Annotated in this window: 15 protein-coding genes; 4 read left to right on the top strand and 11 right to left on the bottom strand. The window is 74.2% G+C overall.

Annotation, left to right across the window (positions count from 1 at the left end):
• Positions 1-48: 48 nt before the first annotated feature.
• From SM577_RS03985 to SM577_RS03975, 3 genes are all read right to left on the bottom strand, one after another.
• Positions 49-1,716, bottom strand: a complete 1,668-nt coding sequence (locus SM577_RS03985; protein WP_474586314.1) for a fumarate hydratase — start codon at positions 1,714-1,716, stop codon at positions 49-51.
• A gap of 67 nt (positions 1,717-1,783) precedes the next feature.
• On the bottom strand, positions 1,784-3,223 hold the full coding sequence (locus SM577_RS03980) for an outer membrane protein assembly factor BamB family protein (RefSeq protein WP_302920684.1): 1,440 nt from the start codon (positions 3,221-3,223) through the stop codon (positions 1,784-1,786).
• 78 nt (positions 3,224-3,301) lie between these two features.
• Complete coding sequence (locus tag SM577_RS03975; protein WP_302920683.1) at positions 3,302-3,790, bottom strand: Lrp/AsnC family transcriptional regulator; 489 nt, start codon at positions 3,788-3,790, stop codon at positions 3,302-3,304.
• Between the two features lie 143 nt (positions 3,791-3,933).
• Here SM577_RS03975 and hppD point away from each other — a divergent pair, with 143 nt between their 5' ends.
• From hppD to hisC, 4 genes are read left to right on the top strand one after another with little or no spacing between them, the layout of a single operon-like run.
• A complete protein-coding gene (hppD, locus tag SM577_RS03970) occupies positions 3,934-5,139 on the top strand; it encodes a 4-hydroxyphenylpyruvate dioxygenase (RefSeq protein ID WP_474586313.1) in 1,206 nt (401 codons plus the stop codon).
• Between the two features lie 11 nt (positions 5,140-5,150).
• Positions 5,151-5,858: an RDD family protein gene (locus tag SM577_RS03965; RefSeq protein WP_474586312.1), complete on the top strand. Its 708-nt coding sequence runs from the start codon at positions 5,151-5,153 to the stop codon at positions 5,856-5,858.
• 55 nt (positions 5,859-5,913) lie between these two features.
• Entirely contained in the window at positions 5,914-6,831 is a 918-nt protein-coding gene (locus SM577_RS03960; RefSeq protein WP_302920680.1) for an RDD family protein, read from the top strand.
• Positions 6,828-7,931, top strand: a complete 1,104-nt coding sequence (gene hisC, locus SM577_RS03955) for a histidinol-phosphate transaminase (protein WP_302920679.1) — start codon at positions 6,828-6,830, stop codon at positions 7,929-7,931. Before SM577_RS03960 ends, hisC begins: the two co-directional genes overlap by 4 nt.
• 50 nt (positions 7,932-7,981) lie before the next feature.
• Here the strand turns inward: hisC and SM577_RS03950 are convergent, their stop codons facing one another.
• The 8 genes from SM577_RS03950 to SM577_RS03915 form a co-directional block, all read right to left on the bottom strand.
• The gene (locus SM577_RS03950) at positions 7,982-9,025 is read right to left on the bottom strand and encodes a hypothetical protein (protein ID WP_474586311.1); all 1,044 of its coding nucleotides are present in this window, start codon (positions 9,023-9,025) and stop codon (positions 7,982-7,984) included.
• Positions 9,026-9,050: 25 nt separating this feature from the next.
• Entirely contained in the window at positions 9,051-9,593 is a 543-nt protein-coding gene (locus SM577_RS03945) for a hypothetical protein (protein ID WP_302920677.1), read from the bottom strand.
• Positions 9,594-9,651: 58 nt separating this feature from the next.
• Positions 9,652-10,188: a hypothetical protein gene (locus SM577_RS03940; RefSeq protein WP_302920676.1), complete on the bottom strand. Its 537-nt coding sequence runs from the start codon at positions 10,186-10,188 to the stop codon at positions 9,652-9,654.
• Between the two features lie 58 nt (positions 10,189-10,246).
• Positions 10,247-11,500, bottom strand: coding sequence for an outer membrane protein assembly factor BamB family protein (locus SM577_RS03935; protein WP_474586310.1), 1,254 nt, complete (start codon positions 11,498-11,500; stop codon positions 10,247-10,249).
• 97 nt (positions 11,501-11,597) lie between these two features.
• Positions 11,598-12,083 carry an SRPBCC family protein gene (locus SM577_RS03930; protein WP_474586309.1) on the bottom strand — a complete coding sequence of 162 codons (486 nt, stop codon included), beginning with the start codon at positions 12,081-12,083 and terminating at the stop codon, positions 11,598-11,600.
• Positions 12,084-12,301: 218 nt separating this feature from the next.
• A complete protein-coding gene (locus SM577_RS03925; RefSeq protein ID WP_109903188.1) occupies positions 12,302-12,511 on the bottom strand; it encodes a DUF397 domain-containing protein in 210 nt (69 codons plus the stop codon).
• A 178-nt stretch (positions 12,512-12,689) separates the two neighbouring features.
• A complete protein-coding gene (gene fahA, locus SM577_RS03920; protein ID WP_474586308.1) occupies positions 12,690-13,889 on the bottom strand; it encodes a fumarylacetoacetase in 1,200 nt (399 codons plus the stop codon).
• The gene (locus SM577_RS03915; protein WP_474586307.1) at positions 13,886-14,788 is read right to left on the bottom strand and encodes a hypothetical protein; all 903 of its coding nucleotides are present in this window, start codon (positions 14,786-14,788) and stop codon (positions 13,886-13,888) included. The genes fahA and SM577_RS03915 overlap by 4 nt, the downstream gene beginning before the upstream one ends.
• Between the last annotated feature and the right edge of the window lie 71 nt (positions 14,789-14,859).

Here is a 14,859-nt window from a genome sequence, read left to right as displayed (position 1 = left end):
CGAAGGGGCGCCGGGCTGACCGCCCGGCGCCCCTTCGGCATCCAGGGGTCAGCGGCGGCCGACCGTGAGCACCGGCTTGGTGACCTCGGCGAAGAAATCGTTGCCCTTGTCGTCGACCACGATGAAGGCCGGGAAGTCCTCCACCTCAATCTTCCAGACCGCCTCCATGCCGAGCTCGGGGTATTCGAGCACCTCGACGTGCTTGATGCAGTCCTGGGCCAGCCGGGCGGCCGGGCCGCCGATCGAGCCGAGGTAGAAGCCGCCGTGCTGCTGGCAGGAGCGGGTCACCTGGGCGGACCGGTTGCCCTTGGCCAGCATCACCAGCGAGCCGCCGGCGGCCTGGAACTTCTCCACGTACGCGTCCATCCGCCCGGCCGTGGTCGGGCCGAACGAGCCGGAGGCGTAGCCCTCCGGGGTCTTGGCCGGGCCGGCGTAGTAGACCGCGTGGTCGCGCAGGTACTGCGGCATCGGCTCACCGGCGTCGAGCCGCTCGGCGATCTTGGCGTGCGCGATGTCCCGGGCCACCACCAGCGGGCCGGTCAGCGAGAGCCGGGTCTTCACCGGGTACTTGGACAGCTCGGCGCGGATCTCGTCCATCGGCCGGTTGAGGTCCACCCGGACCACCTCGGAGCTGTCCAGCTGCGCCTCGGTGACGTCCGGCAGGTAGCGGGCCGGGTCGGTCTCCAGCCGCTCCAGCCACACCCCGGACGGGGTGATCTTCGCGACCGCCTGCCGGTCGGCGGAGCAGGAGACGGCGATGGCCACCGGGCAGGAGGCGCCGTGCCGGGGCAGCCGCACCACCCGGACGTCGTGGCAGAAGTAGCGGCCGCCGAACTGCGCGCCGATGCCGAAGTTGCGGGTCAGCTCCAGCACCTCGGCCTCCAGCTCCAGGTCGCGGAAGCCGTGCGCGGTCATCGAGCCGGAGGTGGGCAGCGCGTCGAGGTACTTGGCGCTGGCGTACTTGGCGGTCTTCAGGGCGTACTCGGCGCTGGTGCCGCCGATGACGATCGCCAGGTGGTAGGGCGGGCAGGCGGAGGTGCCGATCAGCCGCAGCTTCTCCTCCAGGAACTGCATCATCCGCGTGGGGTTCAACAGCGCCTTGGTCTCCTGGTAGAGGTACGACTTGTTGGCCGAACCGCCGCCCTTGGCCATGAAGAGGAACTTGTACGCGTCCGGGTGGCCGTCCGGATCCTCGGCGTAGAGCTCCACCTGCGCCGGCAGGTTGCTGCCGGTGTTGCGCTCCTCCCACATGGTCAGCGGGGCGAGCTGCGAGTAGCGCAGGTTCAGCCGGGTGTACGCCTGCCACACGCCCCGGGAGATCGCCTCGGCGTCGCTGCCGTCGGTGAGCACGTGCCGGCCGCGCTTGCCCATCACGATCGCGGTGCCGGTGTCCTGGCACATCGGCAGCACGCCGCCGGCCGCGATGTTGGCGTTGCGCAGCAGGTCCAGCGCGACGAACCGGTCGTTCGGCGAGGCCGCCGGGTCGTCGATGATCGAACGCAGCTGGGCCAGGTGCGCGGGACGCAGGAAGTGCGCGATGTCGTGCATCGCCTCGGCGGTCAGCGCGGTGAGCGCGGCCGGCTCCACGGTGAGGAACCGGCGACCCCCGGGGCCGTTGACGACGTCGACGCCCTCGTCGGTGACCAGGCGGTACTCCGTCTGGTCCGGACCGGTCGGCAGCAGGGGGGCGTACGAGAATGCGGCGGCACTGCTCATGACCGGCAAGCCTAGGGCAGAGCGGTCGATCGGTCCCACCCGCCGGGTGCGTCCTGGGACGCCGCTCTCACCCGTCCTTGCCGCGGTCGGGGTCCGGGCAGAGTTCCCGCTTCGGGCCGCAGCTGTCGGCCGGCTCCGGGACCACCTGGCCGGTGCCGCCCGGGGCGGGGACGCCCCCGCTGGGCGGGGGCGCCCCGGCCGCGCCGGAGAAGCGCACGTAGGCGATCTCTCGCCCCTCCCCGATGATCATGCCGCTGGGGCCGACCGCCAGCGCGTTCGCGGCGGTCCGCAGCACGGCCAGTTCCCGCCCGGTCCGGGGGTCGAGCGCGACCAGTCGGGACGGCTTCTCGTCGGCGATCAGCGCCGCGTACGGGGTGAGCGCGGCACCGGCCTTGGCGCCGGAGGGTCGCCGCCACCGCACCTGGCCGCCGGCCAGCTCGCGGGCCACCACGGCGCCCTTGTCGGCCGTCCGGGCCAGCGCGTAGCGGTCGTCGACGGCGAGCAGCTTCTCGCCCTCGGCGCCGACCCAGAGCAGCCGCCCGTCGTAGCCGTCGAGGACCGCCTCCCGGCCGTCCGGGGCCACCCCGATCAACACGCTCCGCGCCCCCTGCGGATCCTCCCGCTGGGCGCAGCCCGCGCTGTCGGCGGTACGCAGGTTGATCCCGGAGCGCTGCCAGGTCTCCTGACCGGTCGCCGGGTCCCGGGCGGAGATGGCGAAGTAGCAGCTGCCGTCCTGGGACCGGGCGGTGATCCGCAGCATCCGGCCGCCGACCACGGAGAGCCGCTCGTCCCGGCCCGGTTCGACGTTCTGCAGCACCCGGCCGGTGGCGGTGTCCACCACGTGCACCCGGCCGTCCACCGGAAAGCCGAGCAGCGGCGGCACCGGTTCCGGCCCGGCCACCTCCTCGTCGATCCGCATGGCGTCGAGCCGGCGGGTGCCGAGCAGGCCGGGGTTGTCGCCGAGCAGCCCGCTGCGCACCCCCGGCATGAACGCCGTCCAGAGCGGGGTGCTGCCGCGCGGGTCCCAGGCGCTCAGCGTGCAGTCGGTGGCGTCGACGCAGTGCGCGTCCAGCAGGAGGTTGCGGTACGTCCACACGGCCACCGCGTCGTCGTCGCGGCGGCGGGTCGCCCCGGTGGTCGGGTCGAGCACCTCGTACCCCTTGACCAGCAGCTTGCCCACGACGACGACGGCGTCCCGGTCGCCGCCGGCCACCGCCGACCAGTCCGCCTTGCGCTCCCACAGCTGGGTGCCGGTGCCCAGCGCGCGGGCCTCCACCCGGGTACGCTGCTCGACCACGACGGTGTCGCCGGCGATGGTGACGCTGCGCGGGGTGCCGCCGATGCGCTGCTGCCAGACCACGTCGGGCTCGGCGATCGGCTCGCTCCGGTCGACCCAGTCCCACATGGTCGGGAACGGGTTCCACACCCCGGTCGCGGCGAGGACGACGACCACGATCAGCGCGAGCAGCAACCCGCCACGTACGCCGAGGCCGCTCCCCTTCGCCACACCGGACACGGTAGTCACGATCACCGGACTCCCGTGTCCCCGCGCCGCGTGTCGCCGCGCTTTCTCGGACCGGGCCGGTCAGCGGCCGGCGGCGGAACGGACCAGCGGCAGGGTGCGGTACGGGATCTGCTCGGCCAGGGCGATGATCGTCGAGGCGCGGGTGATGCCCTCGTAGGAGACGATCTGGTCGATCACCCGTTGCAGGTCGGTGTTCGAGCGGGCCACGATCCGGCAGAGCAGGTCGCTGGAGCCGGTGATGGTGTGCGCCTCCAGCACCTCGGGGATCGCTGTCAGGTGCGCGGCGACCGGGTCGTGCCCGTGCCGCTGGCTGATCTCCAGGGTGACGAAGCTGGTCACCGCGAACCCGATGGCCGCCGGTGAGATGTCCGGCCCGAACCCGGCGATCACCCCGCGCTCGACCAGCTTGTCCAGCCGGGCCTGGACGGTGCCCCGGGCCACGCCGAGCCGCCGGGAGCACTCCAGCACCCCGATCCGGGGCTCCTCGGCGAACAACTCGATCAATCGGGCGTCGAGGTCGTCCAGCTGTACACCCTGACCACCATTCATGGGTCAACACCCTACTGAATGCGCAACCTGACCAGCGTTCACGCTGACAGTTGCCCAGTGACGCCGGTCACCGCGATGCTCGGCGGAGGAACATCCGCACGGCGACGGCCCATGAGGCCGGCCGGTACGCAAGGGAGGCCACCATGACCCAGGCGATCGACCGACCCGCCCCGACCGAGGAGGTCGACGTCGACGCGCTCGTCGGCGCGGTCGACCACGACATCAGCCGTGACCCGTTCCCGGTCAAGGGACTCGACCACGTGCACTTCCTGGTGGGCAACGCCAAGCAGGCGGCGCACTACTACTCCACCGCGTTCGGCATGACCTGCGTCGCCTACCGGGGCCCGGAGCAGGGCTACCGCGACCACGCCCAGTACGTGCTGACCAGCGGGTCGGCCCGGTTCGTGCTGACCGGCGCGGTCCGCCCGGACGCCGAGGGCGCCGAGCACGTCGCGAAGCACAGCGACGGGGTCAGCGACATCGCGCTGGAGGTGCCGGACGTCGACGCCGCGTACGCGCACGCCACCGCGCAGGGCGCCACCGGCCTGGTCGAGCCGCACGACGTCAGCGACGAGCACGGCACGGTCCGGATGGCCGCCATCGCCACCTACGGCGACACCCGGCACACCCTGGTCGACCGGTCCCGCTACACCGGCCCGTTCCTGCCCGGCTTCGTGGCCCGCGGGCCGATCGTGGACCGGCAGCCGATGATCGACGCCGGCGTCCAGCCGAAGCGCTTCTTCCAGGCCGTCGACCACATCGTCGGCAACGTCGAACTCGGCCGGATGGACGAGTGGGTGGAGTTCTACAAGCGCGTCATGGGCTTCTCGAACATGGCGGAGTTCATCGGCGACGACATCGCCACCGACTACTCGGCGCTGATGAGCAAGGTGGTCGCCAGCGGCACCCGCAAGGTGAAGTTCCCGCTCAACGAGCCGGCGATCGCCCGCAAGAAGTCGCAGATCGACGAGTACCTGGAGTTCTACCAGGGCCCGGGCGCCCAGCACATCGCCGTCGCCACCAACGACATCCTGGCCAGCGTCGACGCGATGCGCGCCGCCGGCGTGGAGTTCCTGGACACCCCGGACTCCTACTACGACGACCCGGAGCTGCGCGCCCGGATCGGCCAGGTGCGGGTGCCGATCGAGGAGCTGAAGGCCCGCAAGATCCTGGTGGACCGGGACGAGGACGGCTACCTGCTCCAGATCTTCACCAAGCCGGTGCAGGACCGCCCGACCGTCTTCTTCGAGCTGATCGAGCGGCACGGCTCGCTCGGCTTCGGCAAGGGCAACTTCAAGGCGCTCTTCGAGGCCATCGAGCGGGAGCAGGAGAAGCGCGGCAACCTGTAACACTGTCGAGCGTGACGCAGCCTCCGACGTACCCGACGCCGCCGGCGGGTGGGCCCTCGCCCACCGCCGGCGGCTTCGCGCCGCCTTCCGGTCCCGCCACCCAGGGGTACGCGGTGCCGCCGCAGTTCACCCCGGCCGGCCACCCGCCGCCCGGGTGGGTCCCGCCGCCGGGTCACCTCGGGCCGCCCCGCCCGGCGCCGACGCTCACCCCCGCCGGGCAGCCGCTGGCCAGCTTCACCGACCGGCTGCTGGCCGCGCTGATCGACGCCGCGGTCTTCTACGGCGTCGGGATCGTGCTCGCGGTGCCGGCACTGATCATCTTCTTCGCGGTCGTCCTGCCCGACCTCGTCCGGATCGCCCCGGACGGCACGGTCGCGCAGCCGGACCTGTGGCGCGACTTCGTCGTGCCGTTCCTCTGGATGGAACTCGCGATCGTCGCGATCTCGTTCGTCGTCGCCTACGTCTACTACGTCGAGATGATGTTCCGCAGCGGCCAGACCTACGGCAAGAAGGTCATGAAGCTGCGGGTCGTGCCGCTGGACCCGGCGCGGTCGCTGGACCGCCGGGCCGCCGTGCGGCGGTTCCTGGTGCAGCACGTCGGCGGCCTGGTCCCCGGCCTCGGCTACCTCGACGGGCTGTGGCAGCTGTGGGACAAGCCGTGGCAGCAGTGCCTGCACGACCGCTTCGCCCGCACGGTCGTCGTTAAGGTTGCTCCGTGAGCGCGAGGAGTGAGCCGGGCCTGCGAGCCCCGCAGTCGCGAACCGAGGCGGCACAGTGAGCGTGGCACCCGGCTGGTACGTCGACCCCGCCGACCCGGAGACCCGGCGGTACTGGGACGGCGAGGGGTGGATCGGCGCGCCGATCCCCGTCGACGCCGCCGTGCCCGAGGGGCCACCGCCGGCCGAACCGCCCCCGGCCCCCGCTCCGCCGCCGGTCCCGGCGACCCCGGTCACCGTGTCCGGCCCGCCGGTCGCCACACCGGGCGGGCCTCCCGGCGCGCCGCCCCCCGGACCGCTCTATCCGGGACAGACCTACCCCCATCCCGGCATGCCACCGGCCTGGCCGCCGGGGCAGTGGCCCGGCCGGCCGCCGGAGCCGCGCCCGCACGGGCTGCCGCTGGCCGGCTTCGGCTCCCGGCTGATCGCCCGGCTGATCGACTTCGGCGTCGTCTTCGCGCTGAACGCCGTGGTGAACGGCTGGTTCGTCTGGCGGCTGATCGAGGAGGTCACCCCGTACTGGCGGGAGGTGTGGCGGCGGGCGCTGGCCGGCGACACCTCGACCGAGGGGCTGCCGCAGCCGAGCGAGCAGGCCGGCGGGTTGCAGATCGTCATCCTGCTGATCGCCACCGCGCTCTGGCTCGCGTACGAGGTGCCGACGATGGCCTCCACCGGGCAGACCTTCGGCAAGCGGGTGATGGGCGTCAAGGTGCTGCCGCTGGCCGGCAACGAGCCGCTCGGCTTCGGCCGGGCGCTGCGCCGGTGGAACACCCTCGGCCTGCCCACCCTGCTCTGGTACTGCTGCGGCCTCGGCCTGCTGCTCCAGCTCCTCGACGCGCTCTCCCCGCTCTTCGACCACCCCCTGCGGCAGGCGCTGCACGACAAGCGGGCGCAGACCGTGGTGGTCCAGCTGCCCCGCACCCCCGCCCGCCCCACCCCGAACGACCGCACCAACCCCCCGGGAGACACCCCATGACCGAGACCGGACGCCAGCAGCCGGCGCTGCGGCTGACCCGCGCCGACCTGGACGCGCTGCCCAACTACGTTCCCGGCCGCAGCCCGGCCGACCTGGCCCGCGAGCTGGGGCTGCCCGAGGCGATCAAGCTGGCCAGCAACGAGGTGCCGTACGGGCCGCTGCCCGGCGTGGTGGAGGCGGTGACCGAGGCCGCCGCCGGGGTGCACCGCTACCCGGACATGGGCGTCGTCGCGCTCCGCGAGGCGCTGGCCGAGCGGTACGGCGTGGCCGCCGACCGGATCGCCACCGGCTGCGGGTCGGTGGCGCTGGCCGAGCACCTGGTCCGGGCCACCTGCCTGCCCGGCGACGAGCTGCTCTACGCGTGGCGTTCGTTCGAGGCGTACCCGATCATCGCGGCGACCAGCGGTGCGACCAGCGTGCGGGTGCCCAACGACGCCGGGCACGGGCACGACCTCGCGGCGATGGCCGCGGCGGTGACCGACCGGACCCGGATGATCCTGGTCTGCAACCCGAACAACCCCACCGGCACCGCCGTGCGCCGGGCGGAGCTGGACCGGTTCCTCGACGCGGTGCCGGACGACGTGCTGGTGGTCATCGACGAGGCGTACCGGGAGTTCGTCACCGACCCCGAGGTGCCCGACGGGCTGAGCTACCTCGACCGGCCGAACGTCGCGGTGCTGCGCACCCTCTCCAAGGCGTGGGGGCTGGCCGGCCTGCGGATCGGCTGGCTGGTGGCGCAGCCCGAGGTGGCGGCGGCCGTCCGCAAGGTCGTCACCCCCTTCTCCACCAGCATGGCCGCACAGGCCGGGGCGCTCGCCGCGCTGGCCCAGGCCGCCGAGGTGGAACGGCGCTGCGCCCTGGTGATCGCCGAGCGGGAGCGGGTCACCGAGGCGCTGCGCAAGCTGGTCCCGGACGTGCCGACCAGCCAGGCGAACTTCGTCTGGCTGCCGCTGGGCGACCGGGCGGTGGACTTCGGCAAGGCGTGCGAGGCGCGCGGGGTCATCGTCCGCCCGTTCCCGGGCGACGGGGTCCGGGTCACCATCGGCACCCCGGCCGAGAACGACGCCTTCCTGGCCGCCGCCGAGTCGGCGCTGGCCTGAGCCTGGGGCCGGTCCGGTCCGCCATCCCCCCGCGGACCGGACCGGACGTCTCAGGCGGCCGCCACCGGCTGCCGGAACCGGGCCCGCCGTCGGTACGCGTAGACCGCGAAGAGCGCCAGCACCAGCGCGGAGGTGACCAGCCCGCCGGTGAGCACCGGGTCGGACCGGTCCGCGGCGCTCGCCGCCGCGGGCGTCGCGCCGAAGGTCACCGTGCCGGTCGCGGTGCGCTTGGTCCAGCCGCTGGCCAGGGCGAGCTTCGCCGACCAGGGGCCGTCGGGCAGCCGCCGGTCCAGGGCGACCCGGACGGTGGTCCGGCCGCCCAGCGGGAGTGTCTTCGCCTCGGCCTTGACCGGCCCGGCCGACAGCCCACCCGGCCCCTCGGAGAGCCACAGCTCGCCGGCCAGGTCGAGCGCCCGCCGCCCGGTATTGCGCACCTCCGCGGTGACGAACGGGGTGCCGTCGGCCTCCCGGCCACCGGTGAGCGGGCCGATCTCGAAGCCGGACGGCGGCTCGCCGCCGGGGCCGACCGAGAGGTAGACCCGGATGCCGGCCCGGCCGACGTTGCGCACGTCCCGCCCGTCGACCCCGGGGACCTCGGCCCAGACCACCGCGTACCGCTCGCCGGCCTCGGCGTCGCGCGGCACGGCGATGGTGACCACCGCCTCGACCTCCTCGTCCGGGGCCAGTGCCTCCTCCGTCGGCGCGATGCCGATCCAACTGCTGAGCTCGTTCGCGGTGCGGTCCGGCGCGAACGCGAACCCCGCCCCGGTCACCTCGGCGGCGGCCGCGTAGAGGGCGACCCGCCGGTGCAGCTCCGAGGAGTTCTCCACGACGACCCGGCGCTTGATGGTGGTGCCGGGCTTGACGTGGTCCACGATGTATCGGTGCGCCCGGGTGTCGTCGCGCCGGTTGACCGGGGCGTCCAGCAGCCGGATGCCGACCGACGCGGCCGGGCCGGGCGGCGCCGACGGCGACCCGTCGCCCCGGGTCGGCTCGGCCCCGGGTGGGGCGGCGAGCGCCGGCGCGCGCCCCGCGGCGGTCGCCCCGGACGGTACGGCCCACGCCGGTGCCCCGGCCGTCACCAGGACGGTCACGGCCAGGGCGAGGGCGCTGCACCGGTCATGCCACCGAATGGGTGATCACCCCCGAGTAGGTGCCGCCCACCGCGGTGTCCGGGACGCTGATCCGCAGGTCCGGTGCCCAGCTCACGGAGTTGTTGCCGCTGCCCGAGGTCTTGGCGAAGGCGGTGCGGGGCTGGCTCAGGCTGACCGCGTCGGCCTGGGTGGGCTGGCCGGGTGCCAGGGTGCCGGTCCCGACGACGTTGGTCGCGGTGCCGGACCAGTACTCCACCAGGGCCGGCGAAATGGTCTCCTCGGGGGTGCCGCCGCCGGTGGTGAAGGAACTGGCCGACACCGTGACGGTCCAGGTGGCGCTGAGCGCGGCCCGGCTGTCGGTGACCGTGACCGTGCCGAGTTCCCCGGTGAGGACACCGCCGGAGAAGACGGAGCCGAGGTTCACCGACGCGGGCACGCTGATGTTCAGGTCGGCGGTGGCGACGGTGAAGGTGACGATGGTGTCACCGGTCGGTGCGGCGGCGGCCGGGGTCGCCAGGGCCACCACGGCGGCCGCGGCGGCGGTCAAGGCAAGAAGTGGCTTCTTCATGCGGCTGACGCTATTCCCCCAGATGTCGCTTTCCGTCGAATAAGGGGCAAATCACCCTTCAGGCGACAGAGTGGGTGATCGTGCCGCGGTATGAGCCGGCCACGACGTCGGTCGGGATGGCGATCCGGACCGTCGGCGTCCAGGCCACCGTGTTGTTGCCGTTCCCGGCCGTCTTGCGGAACGCCTCCCGCGGCACGCCCAGGGTCACCGCCTGCGCGGCCGTCGACTGCCCCGGCACCAGCGTGCCGCCACCGGTGCTGCGGACCGCCGGGCCGGACCAGTACGAGATCCGCCCGTTGGAGATGGTCCGCTGGGCTCCCCCGGCGCCGGTGACGAAGACCGTGGCGGAGACCGTGGCGACCCAGACGTTCGGGTTCACCGGCCCGCGCGAGTCGCGTACCTCGACCGGGCCGAGCTGACGGGTCAGCGTACCGCCGGTGACACCGCCACCCAGGCTGACCGCGGCCGGCACGGTGATGTCGACCCCGACGGTCCGGGAGAGCTGGATCGTTCGCGGCGCCGGCGGCGCGGCGTCGGCCGGGGCGGGGGTGACCAGGATCAGGAACGCGCCGAACAGGGCTGCCAGGAGTCGCACAGTGGGACTATAAATAACTTATGTCCGTTTTGTCGAGCTGTCCGACCGGCGTGGCGGGTCAGGTCGCGGCGAGGATCACCGGCTCCGAGGTGAGGAAGTAGCGCTGGTCGTCCCCCTCCGGGTCGACCGGCTTCCGGAGCCGCTCGACGGCCACCCAGCGGCCCTCCGCGTACACCGCGCCGGGTGCCCAGCCGGTGCCGTCGGAGCCGGCGTTGAGCGGGAAGCGGGACAGCTGCGCGCCCGTCGCCGGATCGAGCGTCACCAGGTCGTTCGCCTCGGTCAGCAGGTGCACCCGTCCGGACTGCACAGCGATCAGCCGGCCCGGTCCGAGCTCGGGCCGGCGCCACAGCTCGGCGCCGGTGCGCGCCGACCGGCCGGTCAGCACCCCGTCGGCCAGGGTGACCGCCTGCCCGCCGACCAGTACGGCGTCCGCCGGGTCGAGCGCGGGCGCGGCGACCGGCTCGCCGGGACCGAGCAGCCAGCCCCGACCGGCGCCGTCCCCCGGGCCGGCGGTCCGCAGCGCGGTGCACCCGGACCGACCGGTCCGGCAGCCCAGCGGCGTCACCACCAGGTCGGCGCCGGCCCCGGCCGGACGCCAGCGGCTGGCCACCGCGCCGGTGCCGGCGTCGGAGAACTCGACGGCGGCCGGCCCGGCACAGGCGTCCACGGTGACCAGGTGACCCGCCGCGGTGGCGCCCACGGTGTCCCGGCAGGTCGGGTCGACCTCGGCCGACCACAGTTCCCGACCGTCGGCCAGGCCGATGCCACGTACCGTGCCGTCACCCGAGCTGACCACCACCTCGCGGCCTTCGGCCGTGCGGGTCAGCACCAGTCCCCGCGGTTCCCAGACCACGGCCGCCCCGGTCCGCCGCACCGTCCGGTCGCCCACCGGCTCGGGTCCGTCGGCCCGCCAGGCCACCCGGCCGGTCCGCGCGTCCAGCGCCACCAGCCGCCCGTCCGACCAGCGGCTGACCACGGTGGTCCCGCTCGCCACCACCCCGTCCAGCTCGGCCGGCCAGCGGCGGTACGACCAGAACGGGGTGGTCCGGTGCCGGCCGTCGGCCGGCCGGTCGGCGTAGACCTGCCGGTGGCCCGCGTACACCCGGAGCCGGCCGTCGACGATCAGCGGCGCGACGGGCAGCCGGCCGACCACCCCCACCGCCGGTGCGGGAGCCGGCGGGTAGTCAGCGCGGGCGACCGTACTGACCTCGGCGGGGGCGAGCACCCGGTAGACCGTCACGGCGACCGCGGCGAGCACGAGCAGCGCCGCGACAGCGATCACGATCCGCCGCCGGCCCTTCGCCAACCCCATGCCCGCACCTCCGCCCGGCACCCTACCCAGCGGAGCTGGTGGCGGCCTGGTCAGGTTGCCGGCCGGTGGCGGCCGGCGGCCGGCCTCCGGGCAGGGGTCAGGCGGCCTCGGCCGAGCCGGCGGTGGCCGTCGCGGCGGCGGCGAGATCGGCGAGATCCTGCCGCAGCGCCCCCTCCACCGCCCGGGCGGCCAGCCCGCCGAGGAGCAGCGCGACCACCCGGCCGTACGGCCTGGTCGGCGCCGACTCCTGCGCGACGGTGACCTCGGTGCAACCGCGCCCGCGCCGCTCGACCTCGCGGAGCGTCCAGGTGATCCGGTAGTCGACGCCGGCACCGGGCGAGTGGAGCACCAGCCGCCGGGGCGGTTCCGCCTCGACCACCACGAACTCCTCGACCAGCCCGCTGCCGTCGGGCTCGCGCCGCGTCTCGCGCCAGGCGGTGCCCGGCCCGAAGCCGCCGTCGGTGAGCAGCTCGACCGTGCCGGCGGCGCCGGTGCGGGCGGTGTGCAACCGCGGATCGGCCAGGAGGCGCCAGACGTCGACGGCGTGCGCCTCGATGAACTCGGTAACCGACACCGTCGACATGCCACCTCCCGTGGCCTCGACGGTACGCCCGGTGAGCGCGGAACGGGGGTTCCGGCGTGAAACTTTCACCACCCGAACCCGGCGGCGCTGGCGGCCCGGACCACGTCCGGGCCCGCGTCCGTGGTCGGTCACCGGTGCGGCCGGCCGGTGCGGCCCGGTCACCGGTGACCCCGCCGGCGGCCCGGCCGGCGTGGTCTCCCGATCCGCCGGCGGCGGGGTCAGGGCCGGAACTGACCGGCCCGGATCGCCGCCACGAACGCGGTCCATCCCGGCGGGCTCACCGCGAGTGTGGGCCCGGCCTGGTCCTTCGAGTCGCGCACCCCGACCACGCCGAGGACGCCGACCAGGTTGTCGGCCACCTCCACGCAGAGCCCCTGGTCGTTGGAGCGGCTGCTGGTGCGCCAGACCGCGCCCGCGAACTCGTTCATCGTCGTCATCTCCCTCGCGTCGATGGCACGCCGTGCCGCGCCGGACCGGGGCCGGAAGGGGGGCGCCGGCCCGGCCCGGCGCGGCACGGCGACGGAATCCGGGACGATCAACGCGACAGTGACGGGCCCCGGTCGCACACTCGGTGCGACCGGGGCCCGGGAAGATCGAAAGGGTCGGTCAGCGGGCCGGCAGGATGGTCCCGGTCACCTCGCCGAGCGCCACCGTGGTGCCGTCCGGGCCGGGCGCGGTGGCGCTGATCGTCACCGTGTCGCCGTCCTCCAGGAAGGTCCGGGTCTCGCCGCCGGCGAACTTCACCGGCTCCGCGCCGCCCCAGGTGAGTTCCAGGAACGAGCCGACCTGGTGCCGCTCCGGCCCGGAGACGGTGCCGGAGGCGTAGAGGTCGCCGGTACGCAGCGACGCGCCGTTGACGGTCAGGTGGGCCAGCTGCTGGGCCGGCGTCCAGTACATGGTGGCGAAGGGGGGCTCGCTGACCTGCTCGGAGTTCCAGCGCACGGCCAGCCGGAGGTCGAGCCCGAGGTGCGGCACGTCCCGCAGGTAGTCGGCGACCGGCGGGTCCTGGTCCGGCGCCGGCACGAACGCGTCGCCGAGCGCGTCCAGCGGGGTGACCCAGGCGGCGACGGAGGTGGCGAAGGACTTGCCCAGGAACGGGCCGAGCGGCTGGTACTCCCAGGCCTGGATGTCCCGGGCGGACCAGTCGTTGACCAGCACCACGCCGAAGACGTGGTCGGCGAAGTCGTCGACGCTCACCCGGCTGCCCAGCGGGCTCGGCACGCCCACCACGAAGCCGACCTCGGCCTCGATGTCCAGCCGCACCGACGGGCCGGCGACCGGCCCCTGCGGGGTGGCCCGCTGGCCGGTGGGGCGCACCACCGGGGTCCCGGAGACCACCACGGTGCCGGCCCGGCCGTGGTAGCCGATCGGCAGGTGCTTCCAGTTGGGCAGCAGCGGCGGCTGGCCGGGGCGGAAGATCTGCCCGACGTTGGCCGCGTGGTGCTCGGAGGAGTAGAAGTCGACGTAGTCGGCCACCTCGAACGGCAACCGCATCCGCACCTCGTCCAGCGGGACCAGCAGCGGCGCCACGTCCGGCCGGTGCGCGGCGTCGGTGAGCAGCTCGGTCACCCGCTGCCGGACCGCCGTCCACTGCGGACGGCCGAGCGCCATGAAATCGTTGAGGGTGGGCCGGCCGAGCGCCCCGGCGGCCAGCACCAGACCGACGGCCTCCGCGCCGGCCAGGTCGAGCACGAAGTCCCCGATCCGTACGCCGATCCGCGGCTCGCGCTCGCCGTGGCGGAACACCCCGTACGGCAGGTTGTGCACCCCGTACGGCGACCCGTCGGCGCCCGTCACCCAGCTCATGCCTCGATCCCCCCGTTCACCAGCCCCAGCCGGATCAGATCGGTCAGTGGTTCCAGGATGCTGCACGAGCCGAAGCCGATCCACAGCGGCCGCGTGGTGTCCAGCCGCGGCTCGGCCCACTGCACCAGCGGGCGCGGGTCGGCGGCGACGAGCAGCTCGGCGACCGCCTCCGTTCCGGCGCCGCCGGCGGCGGCCAGGGTTGCGGCCAGCACGTTGGCGAATCCGTGGTGGGTGAAGCCGGTCTCCGGTTCCAGGTGCCGGACCGCCTGGTGCAGCCCGGCGGTCAGCTTGAACGGCAACTGCCGGTCGCGGCAGGCGCAGATCACCGCGGCCAGCTCGGCCGGGGTGGGGAACAGCTCAGCGGCCAGCCCGCCGGTGCGGAACTTCGCGGCGATCGGCACCCCGTCGGCGCGGGCCGCGGCCAGCACGTCCAGCGCCCCCATCAGCCCGAAGGTCAACGGCAGCTCGGCGTAGACGTCGAAGTGGTCGGTGAGTCGACCCGCCGGCTCGCCGCCGGGCGTGGCGTCGTCGGCGGCCCGGCGGGCCAGCGCGACCAGCTCGGCCAGGCCGGGCAGCGGGTCCTCGCCGCGCTTGGCGACGGCCGCCTCGATCTGCCGGACCCGCAACCGCGGGTCGACCTCGTCCCGCACCTTGTCGAGCTGGCCGATCGGCAGGTCGCCGATCACGCCGACGTCGAGCCGCTCGTCCGGGCCGAGCAGGCCGGCCAGCGCCGGCAGCTTCGTGGCCGGGACCAGGAGCGGGCCGACCAGGTCGGCGTACCAGGAGGCGCGGTGCCGCCGGTGCGCGGCGACGGCGTCGGGCAGCGACGCGCTGCCGGGCGGGAAGACGGCGGCATCGTCGACCAGGCCGTCGAGGAGCACGGGCACCTGCGTTGACACGAGACAAGAATGTACGGGACGCTACAAGGAACGGACAACAGCGTCCGATTATCGGACGCTCACCGGTGGTG

It is taken from the genome of Micromonospora desertarenae, from assembly GCF_056150265.1.
The sequence above is the reverse complement of the archived record's forward strand: the minus strand, read 5'-3'. Positions and strand labels throughout refer to the sequence as shown.

Excerpts from the sequence above, each read along its gene's own strand:
- SM577_RS03945 (WP_302920677.1), bottom strand. The coding sequence starts at position 9,593 with ATGAAGAAGCCACTTCTTGCCTTGACCGCCGCCGCGGCCGCCGTGGTG.
- fahA (WP_474586308.1), bottom strand. The coding sequence starts at position 13,889 with ATGAGCTGGGTGACGGGCGCCGACGGGTCGCCGTACGGGGTGCACAAC.
- hppD (WP_474586313.1), top strand. The coding sequence starts at position 3,934 with ATGACCCAGGCGATCGACCGACCCGCCCCGACCGAGGAGGTCGACGTC.
- hisC (WP_302920679.1), top strand. The coding sequence starts at position 6,828 with ATGACCGAGACCGGACGCCAGCAGCCGGCGCTGCGGCTGACCCGCGCC.
- SM577_RS03930 (WP_474586309.1), bottom strand. The coding sequence starts at position 12,083 with ATGTCGACGGTGTCGGTTACCGAGTTCATCGAGGCGCACGCCGTCGAC.
- SM577_RS03975 (WP_302920683.1), bottom strand. The coding sequence starts at position 3,790 with ATGAATGGTGGTCAGGGTGTACAGCTGGACGACCTCGACGCCCGATTG.
- SM577_RS03985 (WP_474586314.1), bottom strand. The coding sequence starts at position 1,716 with ATGAGCAGTGCCGCCGCATTCTCGTACGCCCCCCTGCTGCCGACCGGT.
- SM577_RS03935 (WP_474586310.1), bottom strand. The coding sequence starts at position 11,500 with ATGGGGTTGGCGAAGGGCCGGCGGCGGATCGTGATCGCTGTCGCGGCG.
- SM577_RS03925 (WP_109903188.1), bottom strand. The coding sequence starts at position 12,511 with ATGAACGAGTTCGCGGGCGCGGTCTGGCGCACCAGCAGCCGCTCCAAC.